This is a genomic window from Streptomyces sp. CA-288835, assembly GCF_050936385.1.
In the GTDB taxonomy this organism is placed as follows: Bacteria; Actinomycetota; Actinomycetes; order Streptomycetales; family Streptomycetaceae; genus Streptomyces.
In genome coordinates, this window is record NZ_JBNJMW010000001.1 from 7574494 (window position 1) to 7595839 (window position 21346).

At 70.2% G+C, this 21346-nt stretch carries 20 protein-coding genes and 1 pseudogene; 9 read left to right on the forward strand and 12 right to left on the reverse strand.

Annotated elements, in window-relative coordinates; all coding sequences use genetic code 11:
- The first annotated feature begins 48 nt into the window (after positions 1-48).
- The gene (locus ACQEVY_RS34185) at positions 49-879 is read left to right on the forward strand and encodes a hypothetical protein (RefSeq protein ID WP_432953231.1); all 831 of its coding nucleotides are present in this window, start codon (positions 49-51) and stop codon (positions 877-879) included.
- A 36-nt stretch (positions 880-915) separates the two neighbouring features.
- Here the strand turns inward: ACQEVY_RS34185 and ACQEVY_RS34190 are convergent, their stop codons facing one another.
- Entirely contained in the window at positions 916-1215 is a 300-nt protein-coding gene (locus tag ACQEVY_RS34190; RefSeq protein WP_432953232.1) for a zinc-ribbon domain-containing protein, read from the reverse strand.
- Between the two features lie 78 nt (positions 1216-1293).
- On the opposite strand from ACQEVY_RS34190, the gene ACQEVY_RS34195 reads away from it, so the two are divergent.
- The 3 genes from ACQEVY_RS34195 to ACQEVY_RS34205 all read left to right on the forward strand — a co-directional run bounded on the left by ACQEVY_RS34195 (position 1294) and on the right by ACQEVY_RS34205 (position 4438).
- A complete protein-coding gene (locus ACQEVY_RS34195; RefSeq protein WP_432953233.1) occupies positions 1294-2283 on the forward strand; it encodes a small ribosomal subunit Rsm22 family protein in 990 nt (329 codons plus the stop codon).
- Positions 2284-2845: 562 nt separating this feature from the next.
- Positions 2846-3490 (forward strand): TetR/AcrR family transcriptional regulator, encoded by a 645-nt coding sequence (locus tag ACQEVY_RS34200; RefSeq protein WP_432953234.1) that lies wholly within the window; start codon positions 2846-2848, stop codon positions 3488-3490.
- 213 nt (positions 3491-3703) lie between these two features.
- Positions 3704-4438: a bifunctional DNA primase/polymerase gene (locus ACQEVY_RS34205; RefSeq protein ID WP_432953235.1), complete on the forward strand. Its 735-nt coding sequence runs from the start codon at positions 3704-3706 to the stop codon at positions 4436-4438.
- A 200-nt stretch (positions 4439-4638) separates the two neighbouring features.
- On the opposite strand, the gene ACQEVY_RS34210 is transcribed toward ACQEVY_RS34205, so the two are convergent.
- The 7 genes and pseudogenes from ACQEVY_RS34210 to ACQEVY_RS34240 form a co-directional block, all read right to left on the reverse strand.
- Complete coding sequence (locus ACQEVY_RS34210; protein WP_432953236.1) at positions 4639-5634, reverse strand: hypothetical protein; 996 nt, start codon at positions 5632-5634, stop codon at positions 4639-4641.
- Between the two features lie 122 nt (positions 5635-5756).
- Positions 5757-6614 carry an iron uptake transporter permease EfeU gene (efeU, locus tag ACQEVY_RS34215; protein WP_432953237.1) on the reverse strand — a complete coding sequence of 286 codons (858 nt, stop codon included), beginning with the start codon at positions 6612-6614 and terminating at the stop codon, positions 5757-5759.
- 3 nt (positions 6615-6617) lie between these two features.
- A complete protein-coding gene (gene efeB / locus ACQEVY_RS34220) occupies positions 6618-7871 on the reverse strand; it encodes an iron uptake transporter deferrochelatase/peroxidase subunit (protein WP_432955554.1) in 1254 nt (417 codons plus the stop codon).
- Between the two features lie 89 nt (positions 7872-7960).
- Positions 7961-9115: an iron uptake system protein EfeO gene (gene efeO / locus ACQEVY_RS34225; protein ID WP_432953238.1), complete on the reverse strand. Its 1155-nt coding sequence runs from the start codon at positions 9113-9115 to the stop codon at positions 7961-7963.
- 188 nt (positions 9116-9303) lie between these two features.
- Positions 9304-10164 carry a heme ABC transporter ATP-binding protein gene (locus ACQEVY_RS34230; protein WP_432953239.1) on the reverse strand — a complete coding sequence of 287 codons (861 nt, stop codon included), beginning with the start codon at positions 10162-10164 and terminating at the stop codon, positions 9304-9306.
- Positions 10161-11270, reverse strand: a complete 1110-nt coding sequence (locus ACQEVY_RS34235) for a FecCD family ABC transporter permease (protein WP_432953240.1) — start codon at positions 11268-11270, stop codon at positions 10161-10163. Before ACQEVY_RS34235 ends, ACQEVY_RS34230 begins: the two co-directional genes overlap by 4 nt.
- Positions 11267-11755, reverse strand: a pseudogene (locus ACQEVY_RS34240) (heme/hemin ABC transporter substrate-binding protein); the annotation flags it as partial. The gene ACQEVY_RS34235 and the pseudogene ACQEVY_RS34240, both read right to left, overlap by 4 nt.
- A gap of 7 nt (positions 11756-11762) precedes the next feature.
- Between ACQEVY_RS34240 and ACQEVY_RS34245 the strand changes: the two are divergent.
- On the forward strand, positions 11763-12194 hold the full coding sequence (locus tag ACQEVY_RS34245) for an HtaA domain-containing protein (RefSeq protein WP_432953241.1): 432 nt from the start codon (positions 11763-11765) through the stop codon (positions 12192-12194).
- Between the two features lie 37 nt (positions 12195-12231).
- Positions 12232-12876 carry a PhzF family phenazine biosynthesis protein gene (locus ACQEVY_RS34250; protein WP_432953242.1) on the forward strand — a complete coding sequence of 215 codons (645 nt, stop codon included), beginning with the start codon at positions 12232-12234 and terminating at the stop codon, positions 12874-12876.
- Between the two features lie 166 nt (positions 12877-13042).
- Here ACQEVY_RS34250 and ACQEVY_RS34255 read toward each other — a convergent pair whose 3' ends face one another.
- Positions 13043-13702, reverse strand: coding sequence for a heme oxygenase (biliverdin-producing) (locus tag ACQEVY_RS34255; RefSeq protein ID WP_432953243.1), 660 nt, complete (start codon positions 13700-13702; stop codon positions 13043-13045).
- A 208-nt stretch (positions 13703-13910) separates the two neighbouring features.
- Positions 13911-14768, reverse strand: coding sequence for a type I methionyl aminopeptidase (map, locus tag ACQEVY_RS34260; RefSeq protein WP_432953244.1), 858 nt, complete (start codon positions 14766-14768; stop codon positions 13911-13913).
- 61 nt (positions 14769-14829) lie between these two features.
- Between map and ACQEVY_RS34265 the strand changes: the two genes are divergently transcribed.
- Positions 14830-15060 carry a hypothetical protein gene (locus tag ACQEVY_RS34265; protein ID WP_432953245.1) on the forward strand — a complete coding sequence of 77 codons (231 nt, stop codon included), beginning with the start codon at positions 14830-14832 and terminating at the stop codon, positions 15058-15060.
- 27 nt (positions 15061-15087) lie between these two features.
- Here ACQEVY_RS34265 and ACQEVY_RS34270 read toward each other — a convergent pair whose 3' ends face one another.
- Positions 15088-15897 (reverse strand): maleylpyruvate isomerase N-terminal domain-containing protein, encoded by an 810-nt coding sequence (locus ACQEVY_RS34270; RefSeq protein ID WP_432953246.1) that lies wholly within the window; start codon positions 15895-15897, stop codon positions 15088-15090.
- A gap of 245 nt (positions 15898-16142) precedes the next feature.
- Here ACQEVY_RS34270 and ACQEVY_RS34275 point away from each other — a divergent pair, with 245 nt between their 5' ends.
- Both ACQEVY_RS34275 and ACQEVY_RS34280 read left to right on the forward strand, forming a co-directional pair.
- Positions 16143-17171 (forward strand): ATP-binding cassette domain-containing protein, encoded by a 1029-nt coding sequence (locus ACQEVY_RS34275; protein ID WP_432953247.1) that lies wholly within the window; start codon positions 16143-16145, stop codon positions 17169-17171.
- Entirely contained in the window at positions 17168-17983 is an 816-nt protein-coding gene (locus ACQEVY_RS34280) for an ABC transporter permease (protein WP_432953248.1), read from the forward strand. The genes ACQEVY_RS34275 and ACQEVY_RS34280 overlap by 4 nt, the downstream gene beginning before the upstream one ends.
- A 46-nt stretch (positions 17984-18029) precedes the next feature.
- Here ACQEVY_RS34280 and ACQEVY_RS34285 read toward each other — a convergent pair whose 3' ends face one another.
- Positions 18030-21329, reverse strand: a complete 3300-nt coding sequence (locus tag ACQEVY_RS34285) for an AfsR/SARP family transcriptional regulator (RefSeq protein ID WP_432953249.1) — start codon at positions 21327-21329, stop codon at positions 18030-18032.
- Positions 21330-21346: the final 17 nt, after the last annotated feature.

The following is a 21346-nucleotide window of genomic DNA, read 5'->3' on the forward strand; positions in this document are numbered from 1 at the left end:
GCCCTCAAGTCCCTCTTGACAGCAGGACGTCAGGGCTAGCCTGACGGCATGAACGATGCCGCAGACGCGTCCTCCGCTCCGGCCGCACCCGAGTTCCACAGGCTGTCGCCCCGGGACGAGTCCCGAGTCGCCCTGGCCCTCACGCTCCGTCAACTGGCCGACGCCGTACTGGATGCCGTACCGGTCGAGCCGGACCCCGAGCCTGGTGACCTGCTGCGCACCGCGCTGCGGCTCCAGCGTCGTACGGAGGACGTGGTGCGCGAGGCAGTGGTCGCCGAACGCGAACGCGGCACCACCTGGTACCAGATCGGCGAGGCCGCCGGCATCACCCGGCAGTCCGCCCACGAGAAGTGGTACCGCGACGTCCACGCCTGGGCGGCCACCGGCCGCAGCGCCCTCCCGCCGGACCTGAAGACACTCGAAGTGGCGGCGGAAGCGGACGCCCGCTACGCCGCCCTGCGCCCGGACCGTCCGCACGCGGTCACCTCAGGCCTGGACGCGGTCCGCTTCCCCGGCTCCCACGCGTACGAGGCCAGCCTGCGTACCCGCGGCCTGGCCCTGCACACCCGGCGCATGGACCTGGACGCGCGGGCCACGAAGCTCAACGACGAGTACGGCACGCTGCATGCCCAGGGCCCCGCGGCCTCACCCACCGGCGACCCCCTGGTGATCGCTGCCCACCGCGGCCACGCGAAAGCGGTACGCGCCAACCGCCTGGCCATCGCCGAGGTCCACGACGAGATAGCCACCATCTACGACCAACTCGCCACCGCCGAACCCTCCCTCGCGGAAGAACACCGCACCCTGTCCGACTGGCACTGCAACGCGTCGGAGCGGGCGCGGGGGTATGCGGACCTGCTGAAGGGCGGGGAGGGCTGAGCGGTCTGTCCGAGTCCGCTCGGTTCCTTCGGCTCCTCAGGACTGGTACGGCTGCTGCTGGTGGGGCTGGCCCTGTCCGTACGCCTGGCCGCCGGGTCCGTTCGTTCCGTGTGCCTGCAGTTGCTCCGCCTGCTCCTTGGTGATCTTCGTCTCCGCGCCGCAGAAGGTGCACTGCGTCATGTACTTCGTCGAGAACGGGAACAGCGGCACGAAGAACAGGGTGAACTTCGTGACGCGTTTCTTGAGGGTGTGCGCGGCGGGGTTGCCGCAGCTGCCGCACATCACCGTCAGTATCGCGAGCTGGTAGAGGTATCCCTTGGTGCCAAAGATGATCATGTCGGCCTGTCCTTCCCGGACTGCTCTCGGTCGTCGTCGCGGCCTCAACCGTCGTGGCCCCAACCCTAGAATCACCATGTGAACGTCCCACTATCCCCTGATGACTCCCTGCGCACCGCCCTGGCCGGGCTGGTCGACGGACTGCCGCCGCGGGTGGCCGCGCAGGCGGTCGAGCGGTTGATCGCGAACTATCGGGGGCGGACGCCGACGGATGCGCCGGTGTTGCGGGATCGTTCCGATGTGGTCGCGTATGCGGCGTACCGGATGCCGGCGACGTACGAGGCGGTGCGCTCGGCGTTGGAGGCCTTCGCGGAGGCGGTGCCCGGGTGGGTACCCGCCGGTCATGTGGATGTCGGAGGCGGGACCGGGGCGGCGACCTGGGCCGTGAGCGCCACCTGGGCGGGGGAGCGGGCGGTTACCGTGCTCGACTGGGCCGAGCCCGCGCTGGCAGTCGGGCGTGAGATCGCCGCCGCCAACCCGGAGTTGAAGGCGGCCGAGTGGCAGCGCTCTCGCATTGGAGCGGCGCTCACGATCGAGAGCGCTGATCTCGTGACGATCTCGTACGTGCTCGGTGAGCTGACCGATGGCGACCGTGCCGCCGTCGTCGACGCCGCCGCGGCCTCCGGCCAGGCGGTCGTGGTCGTCGAGCCGGGCACCCCCGACGGCTACGCCCGGGTCATCGCGGCCCGCGACCGCCTGATCGACGCCGGCTTCCACATCGCGGCCCCCTGCCCCCACAGCGCGACCTGTCCCATCGTCCCCGGCGAGGACTGGTGCCACTTCTCGGCCCGGGTCAGCCGTTCCTCCCTGCACCGGCAGGTCAAGGGCGGCTCCCTGCCCTACGAGGACGAGAAGTTCAGCTACGTAGCCGCCGCCCGCTTCCCGACGACTCCGGCTCCGGCCCGAGTGGTCCGCCGACCGCAGATCCGCAAGGGTCAGGTGCTCCTCGACCTCTGCGAGACCGAGGAGCGCCTGCGGCGGGAGACGGTGACGAAGCGCCATGGCCCGCTTTACCGGGCGGCTCGCGACGCGGACTGGGGAGACGCGTGGCCTCCCTCGGGGGCGTAGCGCCGACTCGCGGCGGGGTTTGTTTCGCCCCCGCCGCCCCTACCCGTCCCATCCTCGGGGCGTTGCCCCGAACCCCACCTGGGGCTCCGCCCCTGGACCCCGCTGGGGCTGCCGCCCCAGACCCCGCATCGGCCTGGCGGCCTCGTCCTCAAACGCCGGACGGGCTGGTTGATGCGGGCCTGCGCTGAAAAAGTTCGGCCGCGAAGACTCAGCCCCGCTGCGAAAATTCGGCCCGGCCGCAAAAATTCAGCCCCTTGGGGGCACCTCCCAGCGGTAGCTGGGGGAGTTTGAGGAGCGGGGGTTCGGGGGCTGGCCCCCGAAACGGGGTCCGGGGCGGAGCCCCGAGCGGGTCCAGGGGCGCAGCCCATGGCCGGGTCCGGGGCGGAGCCCCGTGGGGGGTCAGGGGCGCAGCCCCGAGGGGGTCTGGGGGCGCAGCCCCCAGCGGGGTCCAGGGGCGGAGCCCCTTGGTATGGGACGGGTAGGGGCGGCGGGGGCGAAACCCCCGCGCCGGAGGCGGCCCGTGGCGAGACGCCACGTCTTGCCAAGCTGGTAAATTCGGCGCATGGCCCAGAAGTCCGCCCAGCCCTCGCAGAAGCCCGCCCCCAACTCCACCCGCCGCAGCGAGCGATCCCGGCGTGCCATCTACGACGCCGCCCTCGCCCTCGTCGGCGAGGTCGGTTACGCCAAGACCACCATCGAGGGCATCGCCGCCCGCGCCGGAGTCGGCAAGCAGACGATCTACCGCTGGTGGCCGTCAAAGGCCGACGTACTCCTCGAAGCCTTTCTCGATCTGAGCGAGCAGGCCTCGGAACTGGCCGTGAAGGAAGGGCAGGCGCCCTTCGAGTTCCCGGACACCGGCGACCTCGCAGCCGACCTCAAATTCGTGCTGCGCGCCACCGTCGACGAACTACTCAACCCCCGGTTCGAGGCGCCGAGCCGCGCACTGGCCGCCGAGGGAGTCGTCAACGAACAACTCGGCGCCGTCTTCGTGGCCAAGCTCCTCGAACCCTCGCTCCAGCTCTACGTCCAACGCCTGCGCGCCGCCCAGGACCAGGGCGCCGTACGCCCCGAAATCGACCCCCGCATCGCCCTGGAGCTCTTCGTCTCGCCCCTCGCCCAGCGCTGGCTCCAGCGCACGGGGCCGATCTCGTACGAGTACGTCGAGACCCTCGTCGACTACGCGCTCCACGGCCTCGCCCCGCGATGACTCGCAATTGTGACCAGGGCGACACCGGGGGTACGTAGAACCGGCCGCCAAATCCCCTCAAAGTGCGTGATAGCGCCTGATCCCTGTGTCACGCATGCATCGCCCCACCCACCCCAGGACGGGCGCTTCGGCACCCCGTGCCGCCGAATGGTGAGACCATGAGGCATGCTGTCCGCAACACGCTGTCCGCACAACAGCGAGGCGAGGGGATAGATGAGCGCAGAGTTCGGCCGCCGTTCGAGCGGCGGGCAGGGCAGGATCTCCCAGTGGCTGCGCGGCCGCCGACGTCCCTCGACGAGCGATGCCGCCGACGACACCAGCCGTGAGGAACTGCTCCTCGCCGCCGCAGGCGCCGGGCTGCCGCTCGCGCCCGCCGCCCACCCCTCCGGCTACCGGTGCTCCTGCGACCGCGTCGGCTGTCCCACTCCCGCCCGGCACCCCGTGTCGTTCGCCTGGCAGACCCAGTCCACGACCGACCGCGCGCAGATCGAGCGGTGGGCCCGGCATCAGCCGCAGGCCAACTTCATCACCGCGACGGGGATGGTTCACGACGTACTCGATGTGCCCCTCGAGGCCGGTCGTGAGGCGCTGGAGCGGTTGCTTGCCTCCGGGATCGAGGTCGGGCCCGTCGCCGAGTCCGGCGGTGACCGGATGCTCTTCTTCACGGCGACGCGCGGTACGCCTGAGGACGAGGACGAGTGGTGGCCCTGTGAGCTGGACTGTCACCCCGAGACGATGGATGAGCATCCGGGGTTGCGGTGGCACTGCCGTGGGTCCTATGTGCTGGTGCCGCCGGCGCAGCTTCCCGGTGACCTTTCGGTCACGTGGGTACGTGGGCCCGAGTACGCGCTCCCGGACCCGCTGACCCTGCTCGAGATCCTTACGGATGAGTGCGGCCGGTACGCCGGGGCGCAGCCGGAGCAATTGGCTTGGCCCCTGCGGGGCTGACGCCGGGCGCTCCGCGGGGCTTGTGATTTAGCTGCGGGTGCGTTGTGGCTGGTCGCGCCGTTCCCCGCGCCCCTGACGGGGCGCTGCCCGGCATCCCCCGCTTCCAAAGGGAGCCATACTGGCCCCGGGCCTCCATACTCGCCCTGGCCCTCGCCTCCGAAGGGGCGCTTACTTGCCCGTCACCGCCCCCAAAGACGCCCTTACTCCCCCTTCGCCCCAGTAAGCCCCTGAATCCGCGCCAAGAACTGCACCTTCTGGTCCGCCGAGCCCGGCCCCGGATCCAGTACCGCCTGGTTCGAGACCGACTCCAGGGTGATCGACTGCTTGGCCTCGCCCGTCATCAGGGCTTTTACGTTCGCATCGGAGACGTTCAGCGGGACGCCCTGGGCTGCAGTCTGCTTCTCGTAGTGGCGCGTGGTGAAGAAGACCAGGGCGCTGCCGTCCGTGGTGCGCAGGCCGAGGGGGGCGTAGTCGCCGGAGGTCAGCGGCTCGTCGAGGTACTGGCGGACCAAGCCCGGCTTCTCCGCGTTCTTCTCGCGGAGGTCCCGCCACGCGGAGGTGTGCGGGCCCTGAGCGAAGGCGGCGCCGCCGTCCTTCAGATACGTCGCATACGTCTCGGCCAGGTCCCGCGGCGGTACGGCCAGATCCGCGGCGTTCGCGGTGACCGGCTCGGCCCAGCCGTCCTTGTCCTTCTTGAACTCCGGTACGTCGTCGGCGGCGAAGATCGTCAGATACGCGACCTCCCACACCTCGTCAGCGCCGCCCCGCGTGAAGACCAGCAGCCAACGGGTGTTGCCGGCGCCCTTGTTGGCCTTCGAGTCGGCCACGAACCAGCGCGGCCAGCCCGCCTTCTTGGGGATGGTGAACTCGGTGTCCGTCAGCTTCAGCGGGGCATAGTCGGGATTGCCGCCCGGCTGGTTCTTCGCGCCCGCCCTGAGCTTGGCGCCGTCGATGTCGGCGAGCGGGCCGGTGACCCGGGCGGCGTCGAGGGCCTGGTCGTTGGCCGCGTTGGCCTCGTTGTAGGCGGCCGTGAAGTCCTTGAGGGCGCGTGCGGCCTCGGTCTTCGTGGCCCCCGGGAGGATCTCCCGCTCCCCGTGCACCACCATGCACCCGCTCGCCGTCACCGACAGCACGGTGACCGCTGCCGCCGACGTGCTCAACCGGCCCCACCTGCGAAGTGTCTGCGGCGTCTTCATCGGATCGTCTTCACCTTCCCCTTCCCGGAGGCGAACCCTATCGGGGCAGGGAAACGCGCCGCACACGGGACCACGTACGGAGAGCCCACCTCAGGCCCCTCTCAGGCCTCCTCGACCGTTCCTCAGGCCTCCTCGACCTTCTCGCGCACCGGTGCCGGCCTCTTCGCCGGCCCGCCCCCGAGCCGCATCGGCGACAGGAAGAGTGCGAGCGTCGGCACCAAGTACAGCGCCCACACGATGACTTGGAGCACGGTCGGGTCCGGCTGGAAGTTGAAGATGCCCTTCAGGAGCGTGCCGTACCAGCTGTCCGGCGGGATGGTGGTGCTGATGTCGAAGGCCTTGTTGGTCAGGCCGGGCAGGAAGTCGGCCTCCTGGAGGTCGTGGAAGCCGTACGCGAGAACGCCGGCGGCGACGATCACCAGCATGCCGCCGGTCCAGGTGAAGAACTTCGAGAGGTTGATCCGCAGGGCCCCGCGGTAGAAGAGATAGCCGAGTACGACCGCGGTCACGATGCCCAACAGGACGCCGATCAGGGGAGCTTGGGTGCCGTCGCCCGAGGCGCGCACGGACGCCCACACGAACAGGGCCGTCTCCAGGCCCTCCCGGCCGACCGCCAGGAACGCGGTGGCGACCAGCGCACCCGTACCCATCTGCAGCGCCGCGTCCAGCTTCCCGTGCAGCTCGGCCTTCAGATGACGGGCCGTACGCCGCATCCAGAAGACCATCCACGTCACCAGGCCCACCGCGAGGATCGACAGCGAACCGCCGAGCGCCTCCTGTGCTTGGAACGTCAGCTCCTGGGAACCGAATTCGAGGGCGAAGCCGAAGCCCAGGGAGATGCCGACTGCGACGCCGATGCCGATCCAGATGGGCTTCAGCGCGTCCCGCCGCTCCGTCTTCACCAGGTACGCGACGAGGATGCAGACCACGAGACTGGCTTCGAGGCCCTCGCGCAGGCCGATCAGATAGTTGCTGAACACGGGCTACGCCTCCTCGGAGAACAGCGCCCGGCCCCACCAGTCGTCCTTGTCCCGGACGCCCGGGGGGATCGCGAATATCGCCGAACCCACATGCTGGATGTACTCGTTGAGCGGGTCGATCGCCAGGCTGCGCTGCACCGGGATGAAGCCCTTGCGCACATCACGCTGGTACGCGAGGAAGAAAAGCCCCGCGTCCAGGCGGCCGAGACCGTCCGTGCCGTCGGTGAAGGAGTAGCCGCGGCGCAGAAGCGTCGCCCCGTTGTTGGAGTCGGGGTGCGCGAGCCGGACATGCGCGTCGGGCTTCATCGCCTTCAGGAACGGCTCGTCGCGCTCCTTCGCCTTGCCCACCGGAGCACCCTCGCCCTTGTCGCGGCCGAAGATGTCCTCCTGCTCCTGGAGCGAAGTACGGTCCCAGGTCTCGACGTTCATGCGGATGCGCCGCGCTACCAGGTACGAGCCGCCGGTCATCCACGACGGCCCCTCCGAGTCCACCCACACGAACTTCTTGAGCCGGTCCGTCTCCGTGCCCGCGATATTGCGGGTGCCGTCCTTGAAGCCCATGAGGTTGCGGGGGGTCTGTTCCTCGGGAGTCGTCGACGAGGTCTTGCCGAACCCCAGCTGGGACCAGCGGATGACGACCTTGCCGAAGCCGATCCGGGCGAGATTGCGGATCGCGTGCACCGCCACCTGCGGATCGTCCGCGCAGGCCTGGACGCACAGATCGCCGCCGCTGCGGTTCTTGTCGAGGTTGTCGCCCGCGAACTTCGGCAGGTCAACGAGCGCTTCGGGCCGCGCACCCTCAAGCCCGAACTTCCCGAACAGAGACGGCCCGAAGCCGATCGTCAGCGTCAGCCGCGACGGCTTGAGGCCCAGCGCCTCACCCGTGTCGTCCGGCGGCGCCTCGGCCAGACCGCCATACGCGCCCTCACCGACCGTGTGCCCGGCAGCCATCCGCCGCGCCGCCACCGTCCAGTCCTTCAGCAACTGGACGAACTCGGCCCGGTCCTCGGTCTTCACCTCGAAGGCGGCGAAATGCAGCCGGTCCTGCACCGGTGTGGCGATACCCGCCTGGTGCACGCCGTGGAAGGCGACCGCGGCGCCCGCCGCGGCGGCGGTCGGCTCGGCGTCATCGCCCGTACGGGCCATCGCCACCGCACCGCCGGCCGCGGCGGCCCCGAGCGCGAGCCCGGCACCGCCCCAGCCGATCAGTGAACGCCGGGACGGAGCACGGGAGTTGGACTCCTCCATCCCGCCCATCGCCTCGGCATCGTCCGTGGCTTCCGTGCTGTTCGTGCTGCTCGTACTGTCCGTGCTGTTCGTGGTGTCCGTCATGGCGGCAGGCCCTCTTACTTCACGACCGCGGCGGCGAGCTTGGACAGCGGCTCCGCAAGGGCGTTGACCGCGTCCGAGAGCTCCTTGCGCTCGGCCTTGCCGACCTTGTCGTACGAGGTGAACTCGTAGGAGTTCTTGTCCGCGCGGTACTTGTCGAGCAGCGTGTTCAGCGCCGCGAACTGCGTGTCGAGCTCCTTCGTCAGCGCCGCGTCGTTCTCCGAGGCGACCGGCTTCAGCAGCTCGTACGACTTCTCGGCGCCCTCGACGTTCGCCTTGAAGTCGACCAGGTCCGTGTGCGAGTAGCGCTCCTCCTCGCCGGTGACCTTGCCGGTGGCGACCTCGTCGAGGAGTTCCTTGGCGCCGTTGCCCATCGAGGTCGGGGTGATCTCGGCCCTGCCGACCCGCTTCTGCCAGTCCGTCAGATCCGTGATCAGCTGGTCGGCGAGCTCGGAATCGCGGTCGGTGAGCTTCTTGTCCTGCCACAGCGACCGCTCCAGGCGATGCCAGCCGGTCCAGTCCTTCTCCAGGGACTGGCCCTCCTCCAGACCGTCCTCGCGCAGGTCGACCTTCGGGTCGATGTCGCCGAAGGACTCGGCGACCGGCTCGGTGCGCTCCCAGCCGATGCGCGAGTCGGCGTACGCCTTCTTCGCGGCCTCGATGTCGCCCGCCTTGACCGCCTCGGCGAAGACCTTCGCCTTGGGCAGCGTCTCGTCGGCCTGCTGCTGCGCGTACGCCCGGTAGTCGGCGACGGCCTTGTCCAGGCGCGGGTCGCGCTTGGCGACCTTGCCGCCGCCGGTGGCGGTGACGTCCTGGCGTATGCCCTTGCCCTTCATGCCCGGCTTGCAGGCGATCCGGTAGTCGCCCGCCTTCACCTCGGCGGTGACCTTCTGGCTGGTGCCGGGACCGATGTTCTCGCGCTCGGTGACGATCCGGTCGTCCGGGAAGAGCAGATAGACCTCGGTCACCTTGGAGCCCTTGTTCTCCACGTCGATCTCGACATGCCCGGCCGGGAACTCCTTTGTGGACACCTCGCACTTGGTGTCGGTAGCGGTCACCGCGATGGCGCCGTCGCCGCCCGCGGCATCGCTCTTCTCGGTGCAGCCGGTGACGGCGGCCAGCGCCGCCGCGGTGGCGGCGGCGGTGACGACGGAGAGGCGGACGGCGCGCATACGGGCTCCAAGGAAGCTCAAGGGAAGTGCACAGAGGAGCCGAAGACTCCAAGTGAGGCCGCCCTAACTTATCTGAGGCTTACCTCAGTACAGCCCGCCCGTAAAGTGATTCAGCTCTCATAAAACGCGTACAGAACAGCCAGATCACGGTGGCTCAATCCGCGCCCCACGAAACAGTCAATGCCGGGTCAAGAACCCCGTAGGGGAGTAATGAGAATCTCCCCGCTGCGCGGATGCGGGAAGACCTCGACGGGCTGCCGGTAGACGTCCGACAGCAGCCGGTCCGTGAAGACTTCGGCCGGCGGCCCGTCGGCCACGGCGCGTCCGGCGGACAGGATCACCACCCGGTGCGCGTACGCCGCCGCGAGCCCCAGATCGTGGAGTACGACCACCACCGCGTCCCCGGCGAGGGCCCGTTGCCGGCAGATCCGCAGCACCAGTTCCTGGTGGCGCAGGTCCAGTGCGGCCGTCGGCTCGTCGAGGAGCAGGAGCGAGGTGCGCTGGGCGAGTACGCGGGCGAGTGAGACCCTGGCCCGTTCGCCGCCGCTGAGCGCGGAGAAGGGGCGGGCCGCGAACTCCGTGGTCTCCGTTGCCGCCATGGCCGCGGCCACCGCCGGGTCGTCCTCGTCCTCCAGCGCCGTTCCGGCCCAGGGCGCCCGGCCCATCCGTACGACCTCCTCGACCGCGAACGGGAAGGAGAGCGTCGCGGACTGCGGCAACACGGCGCGGCGCAGGGCGAGTTCATGCGCCGACCAGGCCGACGCCGGGCGACCATGGAGTCGTACGACCCCCTCGGCAGCCGGGAGATCAGCGGCGAGCGCGCTCAACAGCGTTGACTTTCCCGCCCCGTTGGGACCGACCAGGGCCAGCACCTCACCCGCGCGGGCCGTGACGTCCACGCCGGACAGCACCTCGCGGGCGCCGAGCCGTACGTGAAGGGCCTCGGCCTTGGCGAGTACGTCGCCGGGGTGCACGGCGGCGGGAGGCGTGGGCCTCGCGCCGGGCAACCGGAGCCACCCCATGCCGCGAGTGCCGCGCATGCCGTTCATGCCCAACCCCCTTGCCTGCGGCGGGTCCTGCGCAGCAGCCAGAAGAAGAACGGGCTGCCGAACAGCGCGGTCAGTACCCCGAGCGGCAGCTCGGCGGGCTCGGCGACGGTACGGGCCGCGAGATCGCCCGCGAGCAGCACCACCGCACCGCCGAGTGCGCTGCCCGGGATGAGGAAGCGGTGGCCGGGGCCGGCCGCCATCCGCAGGAGATGCGGGATGACCAGGCCCACGAAGCCGATGACCCCGGAGACGGAGACCGCCGCTGCCGTGAGCAGCGCGATGACCAGGATGAGGGTGATCCGGAGCCGTTCGACGTCCACGCCCAGATGTCGGGCCGGACGTTCACCGAGCGAGAGGAGGTCCAACTTGCGTGCGTACAGCGGCGCGACGGCCAATCCGACGGCCGCGCACGGCAGCACGGCGAGCACCTTCGGCCAGGTGGCCTGGGCGAGCGAGCCGAGCTGCCAGAAGGCGATCTGCTGCACCGCCGCGGTGTCCGCGAGGAAGATGAACAGGCCGATCAGCGCGCCCGCGAAGGCGTTCACCGCGATGCCCGTGAGGATCAGCGTCACCACCTCCGTACGGCCGCCCGAGCGCGACATCGCGTACACCAGCAGGACCGTGCCGAGGCCCGTCACGAAGGCGAAGGCCGGGATGGTCCAGTTGCCGAGGAAGTTCAGACCGAGCGAGATCGCGGCGACCGCGCCCACCGCCGCACCCAACGAGACGCCGATGACGCCCGGTTCGGCGAGCGGGTTACCGAACACGCCCTGCATCAGTGCGCCCGCGCAGCCCAGCGAGGCGCCGATGAGCAGCGCGAGAACGATGCGCGGGAAGCGGACGTTCCACAGGACGGACTCGGGGACGCGCGCGAGCTCGCTGCCACCGAGGCCCGCGCGGTGGGCGATGGAGGTGAGGACGTCGCCGGGGGAGATGTCGTACGCGCCGAGCCCCGCGGAGGTGAGGGTGAGCAGGGCGAGGAGAGCGGTCATGGTGACGGTGAGGAGCCAGGGGGCGCCACGCCGGAGTCTTTCGCGGGGAGCCGGCGGTGCCTCCTTGGCCGGGGCCTCGGTGTCAGAGACCGCGCCCTTGTCCGTCACGGTCACTCGGCGTCCCCGTACAACTGACTGACCAGCGACTTCAGTACTTCATCCGTACGCGGCCCGTAGTTGAGGAGTACGCCGTCCTCGATCGAAACGACCCGGCGCTCCATGCCGGCCGGGGTCTGTGCGATGCCGGGGATCTTCACGAGCCCGTCGATGCCGCCGACGGACTCGAGGCCCTTGGACATCACGAGGATCGCGTCGGGCGTGGCCTGCGCGAGGGCCTCCGTGGTGATCGCGGTGAAGTCCTTCTCGAGGCCCGACTCGGCCCCGGCGTCCACCGCTCCCGCCGCTTCGAGCAGTGAGGTGGCGCCCGAGCCCTTGCCGCCGATCAGATAGACGGAGGCGGAGCCACGGAGGTAGAGGAACACGACGCGCGGCTGGTCGCCGTCCTGCGGAACTCCCTTGCGTACGGCGGCGATTCGCTGCTCGGAGCGCTGTGCCAGCTCCTCCCCGGCGGCGGGTACGCCGAGGGCGCCGGCCACCGCCGCCGACGTGGTCCTCGCCGACCTTCAGCCGGGGTCGGCGGACCTGGTCACGGAGGGCGACGTCATCACGCTGCAGGACGTCACCGCCAAGCTCACCGCGGCGGGCTCGGACGCCTTCGGCGGCTTCTACAAGGCCGGCGCCGAACTCGACCCGCTGGACCTCGCGGTAGCCCTTTCGGCTGACGCCGAGCTCCCGCCGACTGACGACCCGAGCGCTTCCGCGACCCCGACGGATGCCTCCGGCACAGCTGGCGGCACGGGCGCGGGCACCACCGGCTCCACCACGGGCGGCACCACTGGCGGCGTAACGGGCGGCCTGGCCGCCACCGGCTCCTCCGTCCCGGCCGGAGCCCTTGGCGCCGTGGCCGCCGTGACGGTCGCGGCGGGCGCTGGCGTGGTCTTCGCGGTACGTCGGCGCAGGGCGGGGGAGAAGGGCTGATCCGTAGCCGCCCGCAGGTTGATGTTTGAATGCCCGAGTGACTGACTACGACGTGCTGCGCGTGTTCTGCGGCCCCGGCGAGCGCCACGGAAACGCCCTGGCGGTCGTACGCGACGGCTCCCGAATGCCGCAACGCGACGACCGCCAGGCCTTCGCGGCCCAACTCGGCTTCAGCGAAACGGTGTTCGTCGATGACCCCGAACGCGGGGTCATCGACATCTACACCCCCAGCGCACGCCTGCCCTTCGCCGGCTACCCGTGTGTCGGGGCGGCCTGGCTCCTCGACGTGCCGGAACTCGTCACGCCCGCAGGCGTGGTGGGGACCCGCCTGGACGGCGAGTTCAGCTGGATCGAGGCCCGGCCAGAGTGGGCCCTGCCGCGCACGCTGCGCCAGTACGGCTCGGCAGCCGAGGTCGACGCGTTGGAGGTACCCCCACCAGGGGAGTGGCTCTACGCCTGGGCTTGGCAGGACGAGGCAGCGGGCCGTGTCCGAGCCCGCGGCTTCCCAGGGCGGGGCGACGGCATAGAGGAGGACGAGGCAACGGGCGCGGCAGCTCTCCAGCTGACAGCCCAACTGGGCCGAGCCCTGAACATCACCCAGGGCGCGGGCTCCCAACTCCTGACGGCACCACAGCCGGAGGGCTGGGTAGAGGTGGGCGGCAGGGTGACCTTGGAACGCTGAGGGCTACAGGGGCGCTCCTAGGGAGGCCGCAGGCCTCTTAGGGCGCGGGGCTGTGTCAATTTGCGGCTCCGCCGCGATGGGGGTCCCCCCGCTCGAGCGGAGCCGAGAGTGGGGGAGCGACAAGCCACAACGAACCCGCACGTTCAAACCGCGCCCCCCGGAGCGTTCACGCGCTGACGCGAAACTCTTCCCCCAACGCAGAAAAGACCGCGCTGTTAAGCGCAAACGCCCGCTTGCACTCAGCAACAATCCGCTGCTTCTCCAAGTCATCGGCGCGAACACCGTCCAGCAGGTCGCGGTACCCCCGCTTGAACGCCGCCGGATTAGCGATCCGCTCAAACACGTAAAACCGCACCCCGTCGCCCTTCCGCGCGAACCCCCACGTCTTCTCCGCCTTGTCCCGGATGATCTGTCCCCCGGAGAGATCGCCGAGATAACGGGTGTAGTGGTGCGCGACATACCCGCCCGGCCAGGTGACCGCGCACTCCGTCACACGCCGCGCGTACTCCTCCGTCGCCGGCAGCGCCGTAAGCCCAGCCCGCCAGTCCGCGCCCCGCAAGTGCGCAAGATCCCGCTCGAGCGCAGCAAGCCGCAGCAACTCGGGCTGGATAAAAGGCCCGGCGACCGAGTCGCCCGACAATCGCTCCGCCTCCTCCTCCAGCGCCCGATATACAAACCACAACTGCTCGGTGTAGCGCGCGTAAGCGTCCACACCGAGCCGCCCACCGAGCAGGTCGCTCATGAACGTCGACGTCTCCGCCTCCACATGCTGCTCATGCGACGCCGTGCGGATGAGCGTCGAGAACGGTGTACCCGACGAGTTCATGTGGACCTCCGAGGCCGAAGGGAAGACGAGAGCCGAGCTCATCTTCTACGGTTAGGCTTACCTAAGTCAATGGATTTCCCGACACCCTGTCGGCAAAACCCTACCCCGAATCAACAGCACACCCACATGCCGGACCACATGAAAAAGCCGCCCGCTCCCAGGGGGAGGGAGCGGGCGGCTCTCACACCTGACGCAGCAGGCCAACGGCCTAGGGCAACGTAAGAACCTCGGCCCCACTGTCGGTGACGACCAGCGTGTGCTCGAACTGAGCCGTCCGCTTACGGTCCTTCGTCACGACCGTCCACCCGTCGTCCCACATGTCGTACTCGTACGAGCCCAGCGTGAGCATCGGCTCGATGGTGAACGTCATCCCGGGCTGCATGACGGTGGTCGCGTTCGGGTTGTCGTAGTGCGGAATGATCAGCCCGGAGTGGAACGACGAGTTGATCCCGTGCCCCGTGAAGTCCCGTACGACCCCGTAGCCGAACCTCTTCGCGTACGACTCGATGACCCGCCCGATGACGTTGATCTGCCGGCCGGGCTTGACGGCCTTGATGGCCCGGTTCAGGGACTCGCGGGTGCGTTCGACGAGCAGCCGCGACTCCTCGTCCACCTCGCCCACGAGATACGTGGCGTTGTTGTCGCCGTGCACCCCGCCGATGTACGCCGTCACATCGAGGTTGATGATGTCGCCGTCCCGCAGCACCGTGGAGTCCGGAATGCCGTGGCAGATCACCTCGTTGACGGAGGTGCACAAGGACTTGGGGAAACCGCGGTAGCCGAGCGTGGACGGATATGCCCCGTGGTCGCACATGTACTCATGGGCGACCCGGTCCAGCTCGTCCGTCGTCACACCCGGCGCGATCTTCTTCGCGGCCTCGGCCAGCGCCCGCGCGGCGATCCGCCCGGCGAACCGCATGGCCTCGACCGTCTCGGGGGTCTGCACCTCCGGACCCTTGTACGGCGTCGGGGCGGGCTTGCCCACGTACTCGGGACGCCTGATGTTTCCCGGGAAGGGACGGGTGGGAGAGAGCTCCCCTGGTACGAGCAGCGACTGGCCAGACATGCCAGCGAGTCTAACCAGCGGCGGCTGGGGGACGATGACCCTGGCGAAAGGAGCCGGAGCCATGGCCCTGTTCAAGAAGCGCACGGTTGGCAAACCGGGCGAGTGGTACTACTGCCTGGAGCACAAGAAGGTCGAAGAGGGCCCCGAATGCCCCGCGAAGGACCGCATCGGCCCGTACACGTCCCGAGGCGAGGCCGAACACGCGCTGGAGATCGCCCGCGAGCGCAACGTGGAATGGGAGACGGATCCCCGCTGGCACGACGGCGCTCCGCGCGGCGGGGAGGACGACTGAGCAGGTGGTCGGGGGCCCGTCACCCCGTCACCTGCGCAGCCAGTCGCCGGCTGCCTGCAGCCAGGTGGTGAGCAGGGCCTCGTCGCCCAGGACTTCGATGCCCTGGGCAGGGGTCGGTGAGCGGCGCTGGTACAGGAGCAGCAGGAGGTCCCTGAGCGGGCCGCGCACTGCGGTGGTCGCTTTCTTGTGGGCATGGCTCCAGGTGAACGGGAGCGCGGTGAGGTCGATCAGCCACTCCCCGGTCCCCTCGGGGGCGTCCGTGGCATGGAAGTGGAGGGTCCGGTCGCCGGGGCCGATCAGCGCCCTCTGCTCGGTCGCCGATGCGTAGGCCTGCGGCAGGGTGCTGAACTCCATCCACTCGTCGAGGCCGTCGAGCGCGACGTCCGCGTAGAGGGTGTACGGCGCGGCGACCGCGGCCGTCGCGTCGAAGCGGTGGATCACCGTTTCGTACGTCATCCGGCGGGCCCAGAACAGCGGGGTGCCGCCCGGTGCCACGGTCCACACCGCGACGTCCGGGCCTGCCTCGCGCAAGGTCGCCGCGAGCTGGGCGGCGCCGTCGGTGAGCCAGTCGGACAGCGTGCCGAGGTCGTCGTCCGCGTGCGGCTCGACGAGGTTGACCTGCTCGTCCGAGACGGGGCCCGTAGCGCGGGTCCGCACGACCGTCTCGGCCCAGCGGTGTGTGCCGCCGACGTGGCGGAGCAGGTGGGCGAGCGTCCAGCCCGGGCAGCCGGGCACGGGCGACGTGGCGCCCGTCCCGTCGACGGCCCTCGTCAACTGGGCGGTCTGGTCGATGATTCGGGCGGCGTAGCGGTCGAGGAGGGGGCCAGGGCTGGTCATTCCGTCACGTTAACGGGTTGCCTCCGGCGGTCGGGCGGTTCTGTCCCCAGCCCCGCCCCTTCCCGGCTGTATCAATTTGCGGCTCCGCCGCGTGGGAGGGCTCCGCCCCAGCCCTCCGCCAGGGGGTGGTGGGTGACACTTCGAGTCGCGGCTGCGGGCCACCTCCCCGTAGTCGACAAACCGCCGACAGCCGCCTGTAGGCGGGCTGTCGGCGGTTTGTCAGTGCCCCCTGGCACCGTGGCGGCATGACGCGAATCGACAACAACCCCAACGCCCGCGCAGGCAGTGCGGTCACCGTCAGGGGACTGGTCAAGCACTACGGCGAGACCAAGGCACTGGACGGCGTGGACCTGGACGTACGCGAGGGCTCAGTGATGGGCGTGCTCGGGCCGAACGGTGCCGGCAAGACCACCCTCGTACGGATCCTGTCCACCCTGATCCAGCCCGACGCCGGCCAGGCGACCGTCGCCGGCTACGACGTCGTACGACAGCCCCGCCAGCTGCGCCGCGTGATAGGCCTCACCGGCCAGTACGCCTCCGTCGACGAGAAGCTCCCCGGCTGGGAGAACCTCTACATGATCGGCCGCCTGCTCGACCTGCCCCGCAAGGACGCAAGGTCCCGCGCGGACGAGCTGCTGGAGCGCTTCTCGCTCACCGAGGCGGCGAAGCGCCCGGTGAACACGTACTCCGGAGGGATGCGGCGGCGCCTGGACCTGGCCGCGTCGATGATGGGGCAGCCGACCGTGCTGTATCTCGACGAGCCGACCACCGGCCTCGACCCCCGCACCCGTAACGAGGTGTGGACGGAGATCAAGCGCATGGTCGGCGACGGCGTGACCGTACTGCTCACCACCCAGTACATGGAGGAGGCCGAGCAGCTCGCCTCCGAACTGACCGTCGTGGACCACGGCAAGGTCATCGCGAACGGCGCCATCGACGAGCTGAAGGCGAAGGTCGGCGGCCGCTCCCTGCGGATCCGCCCGGCCGATCCGATTGAACTGCGCCCGCTCGCCGGCGCGCTCGACGAGATGGGCATCACCGGGCTCGCCAGCACGACGGTGGACAGCGCGAACGGCACGCTCCTCGTGCCAATTCTCAGCGACGAGCAGCTCACCGCCGTGGTCGGCGCGGTCACCGCACGCGGGATCACAATCGCCTCGATCACCACCGAACTCCCCAGCCTGGACGAGGTGTTCCTGTCCCTCACCGGCCACCGCGCGAGCGCCCCGCAGGACACCGTGCCCACCGACGCCCGCGAAGAGGTCTCCGTATGAGCGCGATCAGTACCGAAATCATCAAGGGCGACGCCCGGATCAGTCCGCGGGCCCATCTGCGGCACACCGGCGCCCTGATCCGCCGGAATCTGCTGTGGATCCGGCAGGACCCGGAGTCGATGTTCGACGCCATCCTGATGCCGATCGTCTTCACGCTGCTGTTCGTGTACGTCTTCGGCGGCTCGATCGGGCAGGCGCTCGGTGGCGGCCAGGAAGACTACGTGCAGTACGTCGTGCCCGGAATGATGGCCATGATGGGCATGAGCATGGCCATGTCGGTCGGGACGGGCTTCAACACGGACTTCAACTCCGGTGTCATGGACCGCTTCCGGTCCCTGCCGATCGGACGTGGCTCGGTGCTCTTCGCCAAGATCGCGGTGGAGCTGCTGCGGATGCTGCTCGCCACCACGATCATGCTGGTCGTCGGCGTCCTGGTCGGCTTCGACATCACCAACTGGGGCGGGCTGCTCGCGGCCATCGCGCTGGCCTCGCTGTTCGGCTCGGCGCTGATGTGGGTGTTCCTCACCCTGGGCGTGGTGCTGAAGACCGCGCAGTCCGTGCAGGGTCTTGGCTTCCTGGTGCTGATGCCGCTCCAGTTCGGCTCGTCGATCTTCGCGCCGACCGACTCGATGCCGGGCTGGCTGCAGTCCTTCACCGACGTCAACCCGCTGTCCTCGCTCGCGGACGCCGCGCGCGGGCTGATGGTGGGCGGCCCGGTCACGCACGACCTGTGGGTGACCGTCGCCTGGTCGGTGGGGCTCACGGCGGTCATGGCACCGATCGCCATCCACAAGTTCCGTACGAAGACCTGAGGTTGAAGACCTGAGGTTGACGTACCCGGCCCCGCGCCGGTGCGTCTCAGACCAGGGCGGCGGCCTCTACGGAGGAAAGGCCGCCGCCCCCTGCGTACGCCGCCTCGTACGCCTCGTCGCCGAGCACGGCGCGCGTGCGCTCCACCGCCCGCTGGTACACCTCACGCTCCAGGGGCGACCAGCAGTGCCGGGGCGGCAGCAGCGCGTCGGCGGCGCCGAGGCAGCGGGCGGCGTCGCCGGCACGGCTGCCGCCGTCGACGCGGGCGAGGGCGTATGCGGCGGTGGTCAGATACGTGGAGCGCATCTGTGGGGCGATGGCCTCGGACAGCGGGTTCTCGGCAAGTTCGAGCGCCCGCCTGATCGTCTCCAGGGACTCCTCGTAGCAGCCGTCGACCGCGTCGACGAAGGCCTCGGCGCCGAGAATGTACGCGTCGAAGATGATGAAGTAGGAGATCGTGAACTCCTCACGCAGCAGCCGGAGTTGCTCACGCGCCTCGGTGGTCCGGTCGGTCATGCCGAGCCAGTTGGCCAGGAACAGCCGGGCGAAGGGCATCGACTGGTCGTTGGTGCCGCGCCCCTGCTCGATGACCTCGCGCAGGAGGCGCTCTCCCCGCTCGGCCTCGCCCCCCTGGATCAGCGAGCCGCCGAGCCGGGCGGTGAGCACGCCCATCTGGGCGCGGGCACCGAGACGTTCGGCACTTTCGATGGCCGCCTCGAAGTCGGCGACGGCCCTGCCGTACTCGCCCTTGCGCTCATACGCCTCTCCACGCGCCGCGAGCGCATCGGCGATGCCCCAGAGATCGCCGAGGCGGCGGTAGATCTCCAGCGCCTCGTCGGCGTCCCGGGTGGCGTCGCCCTCCCATTCGCCGCGGTTGGCGAGAAGGTTGGCGCGCATCTGCAGATTGGAGCCCAGATCCCACTCGTATCCGGGCACATCACGGCAGGTGTCGATGGCCGCGTCGACGATCGTCCGCACCCGCTCCATGTCACCGGTGAGCATGACGGCGAAGAACCACACCGCACCGGGGAAACGGCTCACCTGCGGAAGTCCCGGCTCATACGTCTCGGAGATGACTCGGAGCTTCGTCTGAGCCTCGAGTGTCTGCCAGGCAGGCAACTCCGTGTCTATGCAGGCGAGATGGATCAGTTGCAGTTGGCGCCGGGCCTCGTCGAGGACCTCGCCGCTCCACGGAGGCGGCGTGTCCGTGCAGCGCTCCCACAGCGGGGCGGCAGGTCGCACGGGCTCGGTGAACGGGTCGGGGCCGAGGGCCTCGACCTCGCGGCACCAGTTGCGGGCGACGATCCGCAGGTCACGCATCTGCCAGTACCAGGCCATCGACAGGATGAGGCACAGCGCCTCCTGCTCCTCCCGCGCGGCGACGGCATGGTGCAGGGCGGCACGGATGTTCTCGTTCTCGCGCTCCAGGCGTTCGATGGCGGCGAGTTGACCATGGCGGCGCAGTAACGGCTCGGTGGTGCGGGCAAGTTCACGGAAGTACGTCAGATGCGCGCGCTCGGCCTCCGCCCGCCGCCCGGACTCGTCGAGCCGCTCACCCGCGTACTCCGCGACCGTCTCCAGAAGCCGGTACCGCATCTCGCCGTCGCCCGAAGGGGCCGCCACCACAAGGGACTTGTCGACCAGCGAGCCGAGCGCTTCGAAGGCTATCGGCCCGCAGACAGCCTCCGCGGCGGCGAGGTCGCAGCCGCCGGCGAAGACGGACAGCCGCCGCAGCACATCCCGCTCGCCCTCGTCCAGCAGCTCCCAGGACCAGTCGACGACGGCCCTGAGCGTCTGCTGGCGCGGCAGGACCGTACGGCTGCCCGAGGTGAGGAGCAGAAAACGGTCGTCCAGCCGATCGGCGATCTGCCGGGGCGTGAGCATCCGCAGCCGGGCGGCGGCGAGTTCGATGGCGAGGGGGAGACCGTCGAGGCGCCGGCAGATCTCGGCCGCCGCCTCCGGATCGTCCTCGATCCGGAACCCCGGCCGGGCGGCGGCCCCCCGGTCGGCGAGCAGCCGCAGCGCGTACGGCTCCGGCAACGGCTCCACCGGCCGCAGCAACTCCCCCGGTACGCCCAGGGGTTCACGGCTGGTGGCCAGCACCGTCAGCTCCGGGCAGCGTTCCAGCAGCTCCTCGACGAGCCGGGCGGCGGCGCCGACGACATGCTCGCAGTTGTCGAGGACCAGCAGCATGCGCCGCTTGCCGCAGTGGTCGGCGAGCCGCTCGACAGGGTCGTCATGCCGTTCGGATCCGGCCCGCATGGTCTCGGCCCCGGCGCCGTACAGCACGGTCTCGCGGGCCCCGACGGCGGTGAGCACGGCCTCCGGAACGGCCTCCGGGTCGTCCACGGGCGCGAGCTCGGCCAGCCACACCCCGTCCCGTACGACATCCCGTACGGTCTCGGCGGCCTCCTGCGACAGCCGCGTCTTCCCGGCCCCGCCCGGCCCGAGCAGGGTGACAAGCCGCGCGGTCGCAAGGTCACCACGGATGGCCTCGATATCGCCCTCACGTCCGACGAAGGAGGTGAGGCGGGCGCGGAGGTTGCCACGGGCACGGGGTTCGGAGGTACGGGGGCTGTCGGCGCCCGGAGCAGCGGACGCGGCCATGGCGAGGCTGTCTCCCGCACTCAGCAACTCCCCGTGCAGCACCCGCAGTTCCGGCCCCGGGTCCGATCCCAGCCGGTCCGCCAGGAGCTGTCGTACGTCCTCGTAGGCGGCCAGCGCCTGAGCCGGGCGGCCCGCGTCGCGCAGGGCGCGCAGGCGGAGGGCCTGGAGGGGTTCGTCCAGGGGGTGGCTGTCGCACAGGGCGGTCAGCTCGGGCAGGGACTGCTCGGCGTGGCCCAGGGCGAGGGCGGCGGTGTGCCGGGCGCGGAGGGCGTCGAGCCGCCGGGCCTCCAGGCGGGCCGACTCGGCGGTGCGGTCCGGGAGATCGGCGAGGGCGGGCTCGCGCCACAGAGCGAGGGCGTCGTCGAGAGCGTCGGCCGCCTTGGCGGGGTCCCGGTCGCCCAACGCGCGCGTACCCTCGCCGACGAGCCGCTCGAACCGGTGCACGTCGATGTCGTCGGCCGAGGCGGCAAGCCGGTACCCGCCCTCCTCGGACACGACCGCCTCCGCCCCAAGTACCCGCCGCAGCCGCCCGACCAGGGCCTGCAACGCCCCCGAGGCATCGGCGGGCGGATCCCCGTCCCACACCTCGTCGACCAGCAGCCCCACGGGCACGGTACGACCGGCTCGCAACGCAAGCACGGTCAGCAGAGCACGCAACCGCGCCCCACCGACAGGAACGGTGCTGCCGTCGGGACGAAGAGCCTGGGTGGTACCGAGGATGCGATAGCGCACGGGGTCCATTGTCTCTGGTGGCTTGG

Coding starts and splice junctions, on each gene's coding strand:
- ACQEVY_RS34185 (WP_432953231.1), top strand. CDS start 49: ATGAACGATGCCGCAGACGCGTCCTCCGCTCCGGCCGCACCCGAGTTC.
- ACQEVY_RS34190 (WP_432953232.1), bottom strand. CDS start 1,215: ATGATCATCTTTGGCACCAAGGGATACCTCTACCAGCTCGCGATACTG.
- ACQEVY_RS34200 (WP_432953234.1), top strand. CDS start 2,846: ATGGCCCAGAAGTCCGCCCAGCCCTCGCAGAAGCCCGCCCCCAACTCC.
- ACQEVY_RS34205 (WP_432953235.1), top strand. CDS start 3,704: ATGAGCGCAGAGTTCGGCCGCCGTTCGAGCGGCGGGCAGGGCAGGATC.
- ACQEVY_RS34210 (WP_432953236.1), bottom strand. CDS start 5,634: ATGAAGACGCCGCAGACACTTCGCAGGTGGGGCCGGTTGAGCACGTCG.
- efeB (WP_432955554.1), bottom strand. CDS start 7,871: ATGGGCGGGATGGAGGAGTCCAACTCCCGTGCTCCGTCCCGGCGTTCA.
- efeO (WP_432953238.1), bottom strand. CDS start 9,115: ATGCGCGCCGTCCGCCTCTCCGTCGTCACCGCCGCCGCCACCGCGGCG.
- ACQEVY_RS34230 (WP_432953239.1), bottom strand. CDS start 10,164: ATGAACGGCATGCGCGGCACTCGCGGCATGGGGTGGCTCCGGTTGCCC.
- ACQEVY_RS34255 (WP_432953243.1), bottom strand. CDS start 13,702: ATGAACTCGTCGGGTACACCGTTCTCGACGCTCATCCGCACGGCGTCG.
- map (WP_432953244.1), bottom strand. CDS start 14,768: ATGTCTGGCCAGTCGCTGCTCGTACCAGGGGAGCTCTCTCCCACCCGT.
- ACQEVY_RS34265 (WP_432953245.1), top strand. CDS start 14,830: ATGGCCCTGTTCAAGAAGCGCACGGTTGGCAAACCGGGCGAGTGGTAC.
- ACQEVY_RS34270 (WP_432953246.1), bottom strand. CDS start 15,897: ATGACCAGCCCTGGCCCCCTCCTCGACCGCTACGCCGCCCGAATCATC.
- ACQEVY_RS34275 (WP_432953247.1), top strand. CDS start 16,143: ATGACGCGAATCGACAACAACCCCAACGCCCGCGCAGGCAGTGCGGTC.
- ACQEVY_RS34280 (WP_432953248.1), top strand. CDS start 17,168: ATGAGCGCGATCAGTACCGAAATCATCAAGGGCGACGCCCGGATCAGT.
- ACQEVY_RS34285 (WP_432953249.1), bottom strand. CDS start 21,329: ATGGACCCCGTGCGCTATCGCATCCTCGGTACCACCCAGGCTCTTCGT.